The organism is Aliiroseovarius sp. CAU 1755 (genome assembly GCF_054482655.1).
Genome location: NZ_JBTLRH010000001.1, coordinates 462,787 through 474,329, shown reverse-complemented (window position 1 = coordinate 474,329; position 11,543 = coordinate 462,787). Strand labels below are relative to the sequence as shown.

The window sequence follows — 11,543 nt, the reverse complement described above, 5'->3', positions numbered from 1 at the left end:
ATGAGCATCTTACCGAACGATTTCAGGGAAATGCGTGCTGCAATGGTCGAGGATCTGCAGACCAAACTATTTGGCCCGTTGGACCCTATGGATACCAATTCAATTCGTCTAAACCCCTTGCAACTCTATGCAACAGGAATCTTGTTTCCTCAACGTATCCTCATGGCCGAGATGGATATAAACGAAAGCGATGATAACGCTCCTCTTGTTGACGGGGACATATCCGATTCCAGCCCATCAGCATCAGGCGGTTCTGCAACTGATAGAACAGGTCTCCCTTCAGATGCCACAGAACCCTTGAACCTCGCAAATGAGTTCAGCCCGGCTGCCATGGGCCTGACCTTTAGAGTTAAGTCGGGGACTGAGTTAGTCTGCAGAATTCGTGCAGCTACGTATAGATCAGAACCAGATCCTGAAAGGGCCCACCGTCAGAGCTATGTAAGAGAGCCAATAGACGAACTGGTGACGATCCAAACAAACCAGTTCGGTGTGCTTGATCCCGTAAGGGTGCCCACATTGCGCGGAGAACTCTCGTTCGAACTCATCGTACGAGAAAACGACGGAAGTTCGGTTGTCTCGGCAATGTTGGTCAACAAAAGAACCTGCAGTGAACGGTCCGCGCGGCATGATGCCTGCTTCTTCCAGGTCGGTCTCGAAGTGAATTCAGCAGATGGCGAACCAGTATTTGAACCGATTGATCGTCAGGATGGAGGGGTGCGCGAAGACGAGTTGGATCAGCTCAAGCTATTGTACCGGCATCGCCGTTCCTTTGCATTGGGGCACGGGGTAGCTGCGGACTGGGATCGGAATGCAGTTGTCGCTGAGGACGGGCGGTGCAATTTGATACGTACGGCTGCACTTCCTCAGTTTGAGGTGCAACCTGTCGAACCGAGATCGAAGCACTATCGAGACGGTTCCGCCTTCAACCTTTCCATGGGGTTTCTTTACGCTGGCGACGAGTCGGCGGATCCAGAAGTAGCCATCTTGAAGGTTCTTTCGGGACTTGTGGACGACTATGCCGCTTGGATTGACGACCTGACACGCGAAGCCATTCCAAGTCATTTGCGTTCGGCGTCACAAGACAACATTTCGAAATGTGAAACTTGCCTTGGTCGTATGCGCGAAGGCATAGAGCTGCTGCGCAAGGACAAAGATGCAATGGTTGCGTTTCGCTTGATGAACCGCGCCATGTTCACGCAGCAGCAGCGATCCCGTCTCAAACCCCGGAAGCTTGGCGATGAGGAGGTCAGTCAGGTTGACTCCGGCATGGAGAATAAGTGGCGTGCATTCCAGCTCGGCTTCATCTTGATGAACTTAGCCTCAACCACCGACCCTGGTCACTGCGATCGGAAACTGGTCGAACTAATTTGGTTTCCAACTGGCGGCGGCAAGACCGAGGCATATTTAGGTCTGGCTGCGTTCAGTATCCTACTGCGGCGTCTAAGAAATGAGGGCGGCGGTACGGCCGTCTTGATGCGGTACACCCTTCGCCTTCTAACGCGTCAGCAATTTGATCGAGCTTCCGCTCTGATTTTCGCACTAGAGCAGCTACGGCGGGAAAGTGCGATGGGGATAGACTTGGGCAATGAACCAATCACCATCGGAATGTGGGTAGGGACGAGCCTGACACCCAACCGCAGGCGCGATGCATGCACGAAGCTAAGAAGCCTGAAAACAAAGCCTTATCAATCAAACCCGTTCCAAATACTGCACTGTCCGTGGTGTAGGACTGATCTCACGGAGAACAATTTCCAAGGTTACCGGCAAGAGAATAATCACGACGGGGAAAAGACAGTTCGCTTTCGCTGCCCAGAGCCGGGTTGTAAATTTCACTCCGAACACTTGCCCATTCTTGTAATCGACGATGACATCTACGATAACCCGCCCACTTTGGTCATTGGCACCGTAGACAAGTTCGCGCAACTCGCTTGGGAGGATCGTACCCACAACATCTTTGGTGGCTATGATGGAGTCGCACCTTCACTAATTATCCAGGATGAGCTTCATCTCATTTCCGGGCCACTTGGTACAATGGTGGGCCTATACGAAACGCTAATCGACAAATTATGCTCCCGTGGTGGCGTCCCTCCGAAAATTGTCGCGTCAACCGCTACTATCAGACGAGCAGCGGACCAATGCAGTGCGCTCTATAATCGTGAAGCCTTCGAGTACCCCCCGCAAGGCAACCAAGCGAACGATAGTTACTTTGCGCAGCAAAATGACGATGCGCCAGGGCGTTTATACATTGGCTTTCTCGGCAGCGCTCTTTCCTCGCATCAAACAGCTTTGGTGCGTGTTACAGGACCTCTACTGCAGTTCCCCAACCGGTTTGATCAAAGCGACGAAAAGGCAGCCGAACATCTCAATCCCTACGGAACCCTGGTTTGGTATTTTAATACGCTGCGCGAGCTCGGACATGCCGCAACTCTGTGTGCTGGGGACATACCGGAATACCTAAAACAGTTGTGCGGTCTCGAGAACATTCCTCCAGAGCACCGACGAATGCTCGATGAACCCGCGGAACTCACCAGCCGCCGCAAAGCTGAAGAGATTCCCGAGATTCTTGATCAGCTTGCAATCGATTGGCGTCGTGGACAACGCAACCCTGCCCCGGTGGATATTCTACTCGCAACCAACATGATTGCTGTTGGTGTTGATATCGACCGGCTCGGTCTCATGCTTGTGAACGGTCAGCCAAAAGGAACGTCGGAATACATCCAGGCCACCTCGCGGGTTGGGCGCAAATATCCTGGTTTGGTCGTCGTCGCGTATACACAGACAAAGAACCGAGATCGCTCCCACTACGAACGCTTCGTTGGGTATCACCAAAGCCTATATCGACACGTCGAACCTACCAGCGTCACGCCTTTCTCACCGCAGGCTCGTAGCCGCGGAATGCGGGGTCTCTTAGTCGCTGTTGCAAGGCACTTGTGCGGATTCGAAAGTCCAAAAGACATTCAAAACTCCACCAAGGCTTTGAAGTTGGACAATGAATTAAGTTGGATCCTTGACCGGATTGAAGACATCAACGGAGACGAATGCGAAGATGCCAGGCATGAGCTGGATGATTGGGTCCGAGATTGGCGGCAGTATGCGCCACCTGCTTGGGGAAAAATGGCCGGAGGTGTTGATGAAGCATCCCTCATGCTACCCTTTGGCGCTCCTGCGGATGACCAACTCTTGCAAGCCGCTTGGCCGGTGATGACCTCAATGCGAAATGTGGACGGTAGCAGTTCGGCCAGCGTTCTTTCGATTTACCCAGAGCCGGATATGTAAAATGGCCAAGAATGAATTCAGAACATCCCAAGGGATTGTCCCGTTCGGTGTCGGTGCAATCGTTGATTTTATTGATGACACACTAATGATGGCGGGCCTCGATGCTTGGCCCGTGGCGCAGCCCGGTGCTGCTCTCGATCTGGAGAAATCAACGAGAGTGGTCGACAGTCGGTTGGCGCAACGCTTGAGCGCTGAAATGGGGCGCAAGATTTCTCACTTCTACACGCCATCGCTTGCTCGTGAAACTAACGTTCGTGGTATGGTGCCACAGGAAGACCGCGCACCGATGCCATTCGTTCGATTCCCTCGCTGGCACTATTGCCCGCGTTGTAGGCGCATGAAGAAGCTCGATTGGAATACGCAATCAAGAGACGAAAACATGCGGTGCAACAACGCAGAACGACTTGCAGGAGGACGGGGCAAGACCTGTGGGGAGTTGCACAAAAACGTACGTCCACGGTTGATACCGGTCCGCTTCGTTGTCGCCTGTGAAAGTGGTCACATTTTTGATTTTCCCTGGGAACGATGGGTTCACCGAGGCCACAACTGTTCCGACGGAGTAGCTGAGCTCTACTTTACCTCCACGACCCAACCTGGCACCGCTGGTATCCGTATTGTTTGTCGGACTTGTGGGGAGCGGAGGTCTATGGTTGGAGCCTTCAATCGTGGGGTATTGGCTGACACATTGAGTGAAGGCTGCCCAGGTGAACGACCATGGCTTGGACCCGAAAGTGCAGAACCCTGCCAGCATAGCGCAATGCAAACTATTCAACGCGGTGCCTCAAACGCGTATTTCGCCAAGTTGGCGAAATCTATCCTAATCCCTCCCCATTCTCAGCGTGTGATGAAGGTATTGTCCGAAAAGGGAGTATACAATATCCTCGAAGCGCTTCTACCGGATCCGCCACAACCAACCTTGGAGTACTTGGCTAAGGAATACGGCGTTGAAGCTGATGAACTCCTGAAAGGGGCGCTGGCACTGAAGGACGGGATATCGGGTACAACCTTAGTAACGGAAAACGCCTTTCGCCGAGCCGAGTATGACGCATTCACTGGCCCAAGACCTTTGCCCAAGGACAGGGAAGACTTCGACCTCCGTCCGATTCAGCTAAAGGATTATGGCACTTGGTTTGAAGATCACTTTGATGAGGTCGCACTTGTAACACGCCTCAGAGAAACACGAGTCCTGCAAGGTTTCACCCGATTGCTTCCGCCAGGCGCAAATGAGAATGACCTCGCCCCATTGTCCCTTGGCAAACCAGATTGGCTGCCGGGTGTTTCCGTTCGCGGTGAAGGCATTTTTCTCCGGTTTCGGAAAAGCCGGCTTGCGGAATGGGCAGCGAGCGAAACGGTGCAGGAACGATTTGAGCAGCTCCGCATTGCCCACAACACGATTGACGCAGAAATGGCGAGGGTTGATTTGGAAGGGGGAGTGACCAAGGTTTTGCTGCACAGTTTTGCTCACCTCCTCATTAGGCAACTTGCCTTCGACTCCGGTTATGACAGTTCCAGCATATGCGAGCGTATCTATGCTTCGGATGGCCCCGATGGAATGGCGGGAGTGCTGCTCTATACTGCAAGTGGAGACTCGGAAGGCACACTTGGAGGACTTGTTCGACAGGGGCGGCCAGAATACTTGCCTTCAACAGTTCATGCCGCACTAGAGAATGGGCGTTATTGCTCATCCGACCCGCTTTGCATCGAGAGTGCTGGTCAAGGCCTGAATTCGCTGAACTTAGCCGCTTGCCATGCTTGCTCACTTTTGCCAGAAACTAGCTGTGAAATGTCGAACATGTTGCTCGATCGGGCGATTGTCGTTGGTCATCCAAGCATCTCCAAATTGGCCTACTTCAAAGGATAGGATCAGTGCGTTTTGAGGCCGGATTCATTTCCTCATTTGGCTTGTAGTGCCGCTGCAGGACAAACCGATGCGGTCTTCTGCGGAATGTTTCGTGTTAAAGGCGACCTAAGCGCGCTTGTGAAAATGCTAAGCCGCGATCTCAGAAGATCGGTTCGCGTCGTTCTTTAGGGAGTAGCATATTAGATTCCCTCGGCACGATTGCAGAATGCAACCACCGCTTTGTCCCGCGGAGCAGAATTTTGGACAGAGCGTAGCTTCCTGCCGCTTAGGTAGGCTCAACGTCATTCCAATGCGCATTCATTGGCAAGCTCGCTGCTCTGGTCGCAATGTCGTCGTATCTGACAGGCATGAAATCCCAAACATCGACCCCGACATTTACCGAGTTTGATGACCCTTTCCAGTTGTCATGGACATGACCGAAGAACTGCAATGCCCCGCGTCTTGCATGGTTCCATGTAATCATCGGGTAGTGGCACAGGGTATTCAGTTGGTTCTGTGGCCCGTCACGCAATTCAATGAATGGTGATACAGTATCCCAGCCCAGTCCTAGCGTGGGCTGGAAATCGTGGTTGCCCGTGATCAGGTGCTTGCGCGCACCGGGTAGTCGGTTGAAGACCTCGGTCAGGAACGGGACATCCTTTGCCTTTCGACCAAAGGCGAAGTCGCCGATGATCCACAGATCGTCATCTGACCCCACACGGTCCGCAAGGTTTTTGAGCATGGTGGCATCCATGTCGTCGGTATTTGCGAAAGGCCTATTGCAGAACGTGATAATATTCTCATGCCCAAAGTGGGTATCCGCCGTATACCAATGCGCCATGAAAACTACTCGCTAAGAATCTTTCTGACATGAAGAAGGCGCCGACAATGGGTCTGACAAGAAACCATTGGGCATGCTTCTCATTCGGCACAGCGTAAACCTTGCCGCCGCAACCCACAACTGGAAGATTTGCCTGAAAAACGACAAACCCCTGTCAAAAAAGACAAACTACGTGTCATCTTATAAAGATGAAAGTGGTGAGCCGTGAAGGATTCGAACCTTCGACCCACTGATTAAAAGTCAGTTGCTCTACCAACTGAGCTAACGGCCCACTCTGTGAGCGCGGTGACTATAACCGCAGGCAGGACAGGTCAACCCCAATTTCCAAGGAATGTGTGCGATCTCTGGCAAAAGTTCACACAAACGCTTATATCGCGGCGCATGGCTTCTGATGGCACACATACGCAGACGATCGACTTCATGAAATGGCATGGGGCGGGCAATGACTTCGTGATGATCGATTCACGGGGTCATGACGCTGTTGTGACACGCGATTTGGCTGCCCGGTTGGGTGACCGGAATCGCGGTGTCGGGTTCGACCAGCTGGCCGAGATCCGAAGCTCGGACGCCGCCGATATCGACCTTGATTTCTGGAACGCAGACGGCAGCCGGGCGGGAGCGTGCGGCAATGCCACGCGCTGTGTGGCGCGCTTTATTCTGGACGCGACCGGAAAAAGCACCCTGACCATTCGCACCGCACGTGGCATTCTTGAGGCCCGCACGGACGGCGATCAGGTCTCGGTAAATATGGGGGTGCCTCAGCTTGACTGGAAAGCTGTGCCTCTGTCGCACAAGACCGATACGGCCCATCTGCCGCTAGACGGTGACCCCGTCGCAGTCGGTATGGGCAATCCGCACTGTGTTTTCTTCGTGGACGACGTTGATGCGGTGGATGTCGCCGACATCGGCCCGCGCATCGAACACAACCCGCTGTTCCCTGAAGCCACCAATGTCGAATTCGCCGAAATCCGTGCGCGTGATGAAATCCGCATGCGAGTCTGGGAGCGCGGCACCGGCATCACGCTGGCCTGCGGATCAGGTGCCTGCGCAACCGCCGTTGCCGCCCATCAGCGCGGCCTGACCGACAAGCGCGTGCGGATGGAGCTGGACGGCGGCTGGCTGACGCTTGACTGGCGCGACGACGGGGTCTGGATGACCGGACCGACCGCATTTGTTTACAGGGGCCAGCTTACGCCCGCCTTCCTGAAGGGGCTGTAGCATGACGGCCAAACCCCCCGTTTTCGCGACGCTGGGCTGTCGCCTGAACGCCTATGAGACCGAGGCAATGAAGCGGCTTGCTGACGAGGCGGGCGTTGAAGGCGCTGTTGTGGTGAACACATGTGCCGTCACCGCCGAGGCTGTGCGCAAAGCCCGTCAGGAAATTCGCAAGCTGCGCCGTGAACACCCCGACGCCAAGGTGATTGTCACCGGATGCGCGGCCCAGACCGAGCCCGAAACCTTTGCGGCCATGGACGAGGTGGACGCCGTGATCGGCAACCATGAAAAGATGGAACCCGCGACATGGGCGGGCCTTGCCCCAGACCTGATCGGCGAAACCGAGCGTGTGCAGGTCAATGACATCATGTCCGTGACCGAGACCGCCAGCCATCTGATTGACGGGTTCGGCACGCGAAGCCGCGCTTATGTACAGGTGCAAAACGGCTGCGACCACCGCTGCACCTTTTGCATCATCCCCTATGGCAGGGGCAATTCGCGCAGCGTGCCCGCAGGCGTGGTGGTCGACCAGATCAAGCGCCTTGTGGATAAAGGCTTCAATGAGGTTGTGTTGACCGGCGTGGACCTGACCAGTTGGGGCGCTGACCTGCCGGGCGGGCCTCGGCTCGGTGACCTTGTCATGCGTATCCTGCGCCTCGTGCCAGACTTGCCGCGCTTGCGGATCAGCTCGATCGATTCCATTGAAGCGGATGATAATCTGATGCTGGCCATCGCGTCCGAGCAGCGTCTGATGCCGCATCTGCACCTGAGCCTGCAACATGGCGACGACCTGATCCTGAAACGGATGAAACGCCGTCACCTGCGCGATGACGCCATTGCCTTTTGCGAAGAATCCCGCCGATTGCGCCCCGACATCACCTTCGGCGCCGATATCATTGCAGGCTTTCCGACCGAAACGGACGCGCATTTTGAAAACAGCCTGAAACTGGTCGCGGATTGCGACCTGACCTGGCTGCACGTGTTCCCGTATTCCAAACGCGAAGGCACCCCGGCGGCCAAAATTCCCACGCAGGTTAACGGGACCATTATAAGAGAGCGCGCCGCCCGCCTGCGCGCCGCAGGTGACGCGCAGGTTGATCGCCACCTTGCCGCCCATGTTGGACGTAAGCATCAAATCCTGTTGGAAAACCCCACCATGGGCCGCACCGAGCATTTTGCCGAAGTAGTATTTGGCAAACCACAGGTTGAGGGCGCGATCGTGACCGCCACGCCGACCAGCTGTGATGGCCATCGGCTGGTGGTCTGACTCGTCGGCAAATGATCGCCAAGCAAGCACCAAAAGTGGACAGACCCGCTCTGCCTCCCTACATTTAATGCGAAGGAGGATCACATGCCCCTGCCCCTAGCCCCAATTGCCGCTATTGCTTTGCGCTATGGCACCGTCGCGGTTGCGACCTATGCCCTTGCCCGCTCTGTCGAACGCGGTCGCCGCGATCAGCGTGCCGAAGACGCTTTGGATGATGCCCCCGAAGGGATGACCGCGCGACGTGACGCTGAACAAGTGAATGCGACCGCACGTATGCGGCGCGTGATTCGATTTGGTGACAGTGGACCCGGCATCGAAATTGATGCCGTCAGCCTGACCCGTATCCGATTCCGAAAGGTCTGACTGATGCAACTTATCTTTTCGCCAGCCTCTCCTTTCGCCCGAAAGGCGCGGATGGTGATTTTGGAAACGGGTCAGCAAGACGACATCGAATTGGTCGAGGTCATGTCCTCACCGACAGCGCCAGCCCCGCAATTGACCGCTGCCAACCCCTTATCAAAAATACCCGCGCTGGTCAGACCAGATGGCCCTGCTCTTTATGACAGTCGAGTCGTTACGCGATTTCTGGACGCCCGCGCCGGCAGTGACCTTTACCCCGAAAGCCGTATTTGGGACGTGCTGACCGTCGAAGCGACCGGTGATGCGATCATGGATGCCGGTGTCTTGATGGTCTACGAGAACCGCTGCCGCCCCGCTGACATGCAGTTCGGCGGCTGGATGGATGCCCAATGGGGCAAGATCGAAGGCGCGCTGGATGCCCTGAACGCCCGTTGGATAAGCCAGCTGTCTGGCCCGCTGGACATGGGGCAAATATCGGTTGGTTGCGCCTTGGGCTATCTTGATTTCCGCCATGCTGACCGCGAATGGCGCAAGGGTCGTGATGCGCTGGATGACTGGTTCGCCGTCTTTGCCGCGCGGGACAGTTTCAAGGACACCGCACCCTATTGAGTCGCCACAAAGCGCGTATTGGCCCTCGATGGACCGAAGTTTTCCATGCTGCGCGCGCTAACATGCGATCTCAGTGCCTTGAAAAGCTACCCCTGCGCCCTAATGACTTCTGGACTGGCGGCTATTCCTTGGATAAACAGCCGCGAAACGGACTGCTTTCTTGGGCGGTCTACTGTCGTGTCGGTTGCAATTCTGCGACCTAGCTAGGGAGATGCGCTCTTGTCACACGCCGACGACCATGAAGGAACCCGCCGGGATTTCCTTTACTATGCAACTGGTGGTGCCGCAGCCGTTACGGCCGGTGCTGCGGTTTGGCCTCTTGTCAACCAAATGAACCCTTCGGCTGACGTGAAAGCGCTCAGCTCGATCCGCGTCGATATCTCGGGGATCGAGCCGGGGACACAGCTGACCGTCAAATGGTTGGGCAAGCCGGTTTTCATTCGTCACCGCACGGAAGAAGAAATCGGATTGGCCCGCGAACAAGACGCCGCTGATCTGCCCGACAAGTTCGCGCGCAATGACAACGTCGACGCGACGCTTTCTGCGGACGACGCAAACCGCACCATGGACGAAAATGGCGAATGGCTGGTCATGATGGGTGTCTGCACCCACCTGGGCTGTGTGCCTTTGGGTGATGGCGCCGGTGACTATCAGGGCTGGTATTGCCCGTGTCACGGGTCGCACTACGACGCATCTGGTCGTATCCGCAAGGGTCCTGCACCCGAAAACCTGCCCGTTCCCGTCGCCGAGTTTGTCGACGAAACAACGATCAAGCTGGGCTAAGGGAGGCTTACATGTCCGGAATTCCTCACGATCACTACGAGCCCAAAACGGGTTTCGAGAAATGGTTGCACGAACGGCTTCCCGTCGTTGGTCTTGCCTATGATACCCTGATGATCCCCACGCCGAAGAACCTGAACTGGTGGTGGATCTGGGGCATCGTCCTGGCGTTCTGCCTGGTGCTTCAAATCGTTACTGGCATCATCTTGGTGATGCACTACACGCCGCATGTTGATATGGCCTTCGCATCGGTCGAACACATCATGCGTGACGTGAATGGCGGGCATATGCTGCGCTATATCCACGCAAACGGCGCGTCGCTGTTCTTTGTGGCGGTCTATATCCACATCTTCCGCGGCCTGTTCTACGGTTCTTACAAGGCACCGCGTGAAGTGACGTGGATCATCGGCATGTTGATCTACCTGATGATGATGGCCACCGGCTTCCTGGGATACGTTCTGCCTTGGGGACAAATGTCCTTCTGGGGTGCGACCGTTATCACCGGCCTGTTTGGCGCCATCCCGTTCATCGGCGAAGGTTTGCAAACCTGGCTTCTGGGTGGCCCAGCCGTGGACAACGCCACGCTGAACCGCTTCTTCTCGCTGCACTATCTGCTGCCCTTCGTGATCGCCGCTCTTGTGGCCGTTCACATCTGGGCCTTCCACACCACGGGCAACAACAACCCGACCGGTGTCGAAGTGCGCCGTGGCTCGAAGGAAGAAGCCGAGAAAGACACTCTGCCCTTCTGGCCCTACTTCGTGATCAAGGATCTGTTCGGTCTTGGTGTCGTGTTGATCGTCTTCTTTGCGATTGTCGGCTTCATGCCCAACTATCTGGGCCACCCCGACAACTACATCGAGGCCAACCCGCTGGCGACGCCCGCACACATTGTGCCGGAATGGTATTATCTGCCCTTCTACGCAATCCTGCGCGCTTTCACGGCTGACGTTTGGGCTGTGCAGATTGTCAGCTTCCTGACAGGTGGCATCGTGGACGCAAAGTTCTTCGGCGTGCTTGCCATGTTCGGCGCGATCTTCGTGATGGCGCTGGTGCCGTGGCTCGACACATCGTCGGTCCGCTCGGGTCAGTATCGTCCAGCCTTCAAGTGGTGGTTCCGTCTGCTGGTTATCGACTTCATCGTTTTGATGTGGGTCGGTGCTCGTGACACGAACTTCCCGCATGACTGGATTTCGCTGATCGGTGCAACCTACTGGTTCGCCTACTTCTTGGTCATCCTGCCGCTTCTGGGTTTGTTTGAGAAACCCACGACGCCGCCGGCCTCGATCGAGGACGACTTCAACGCCCATTATCCCGGCGCTGCTGAAAAAGCGGCCGAGTGAGAAAGGATCAAGGAA

The 11,543-nt window shown here is 55.7% G+C and carries 9 protein-coding genes and 1 tRNA gene; 8 read left to right on the top strand and 2 right to left on the bottom strand.

Features of this window, described 5'->3' with window-relative positions:
* Both ACXYMP_RS02350 and drmB read left to right on the top strand, forming a co-directional pair.
* Entirely contained in the window at positions 1-3,276 is a 3,276-nt protein-coding gene (locus ACXYMP_RS02350; protein ID WP_458904087.1) for a helicase-related protein, read from the top strand.
* 1 nt (position 3,277) lies between these two features.
* Positions 3,278-5,137: a DUF1998 domain-containing protein gene (gene drmB, locus ACXYMP_RS02345; protein ID WP_260517522.1), complete on the top strand. Its 1,860-nt coding sequence runs from the start codon at positions 3,278-3,280 to the stop codon at positions 5,135-5,137.
* A gap of 265 nt (positions 5,138-5,402) precedes the next feature.
* Here drmB and ACXYMP_RS02340 read toward each other — a convergent pair whose 3' ends face one another.
* A complete protein-coding gene (locus tag ACXYMP_RS02340) occupies positions 5,403-5,870 on the bottom strand; it encodes a metallophosphoesterase (RefSeq protein ID WP_458904084.1) in 468 nt (155 codons plus the stop codon).
* Between the two features lie 282 nt (positions 5,871-6,152).
* Positions 6,153-6,228, bottom strand: a tRNA-Lys gene (locus ACXYMP_RS02335).
* Between the two features lie 110 nt (positions 6,229-6,338).
* Between ACXYMP_RS02335 and dapF the strand changes: the two genes are divergently transcribed.
* From dapF to petB, 6 genes are all read left to right on the top strand, one after another.
* The gene (gene dapF / locus ACXYMP_RS02330) at positions 6,339-7,175 is read left to right on the top strand and encodes a diaminopimelate epimerase (RefSeq protein ID WP_458904082.1); all 837 of its coding nucleotides are present in this window, start codon (positions 6,339-6,341) and stop codon (positions 7,173-7,175) included.
* A gap of 1 nt (position 7,176) precedes the next feature.
* The gene (gene mtaB, locus ACXYMP_RS02325; protein ID WP_458904080.1) at positions 7,177-8,439 is read left to right on the top strand and encodes a tRNA (N(6)-L-threonylcarbamoyladenosine(37)-C(2))-methylthiotransferase MtaB; all 1,263 of its coding nucleotides are present in this window, start codon (positions 7,177-7,179) and stop codon (positions 8,437-8,439) included.
* Between the two features lie 84 nt (positions 8,440-8,523).
* The gene (locus ACXYMP_RS02320; RefSeq protein ID WP_298567115.1) at positions 8,524-8,802 is read left to right on the top strand and encodes a hypothetical protein; all 279 of its coding nucleotides are present in this window, start codon (positions 8,524-8,526) and stop codon (positions 8,800-8,802) included.
* Between the two features lie 3 nt (positions 8,803-8,805).
* Entirely contained in the window at positions 8,806-9,408 is a 603-nt protein-coding gene (locus tag ACXYMP_RS02315; protein ID WP_458904078.1) for a glutathione S-transferase, read from the top strand.
* Positions 9,409-9,627: 219 nt separating this feature from the next.
* Positions 9,628-10,191: a ubiquinol-cytochrome c reductase iron-sulfur subunit gene (gene petA, locus ACXYMP_RS02310; RefSeq protein ID WP_298567110.1), complete on the top strand. Its 564-nt coding sequence runs from the start codon at positions 9,628-9,630 to the stop codon at positions 10,189-10,191.
* Positions 10,192-10,202: 11 nt separating this feature from the next.
* On the top strand, positions 10,203-11,528 hold the full coding sequence (gene petB / locus ACXYMP_RS02305) for a cytochrome b (RefSeq protein ID WP_298567107.1): 1,326 nt from the start codon (positions 10,203-10,205) through the stop codon (positions 11,526-11,528).
* Positions 11,529-11,543 lie beyond the last annotated feature (15 nt).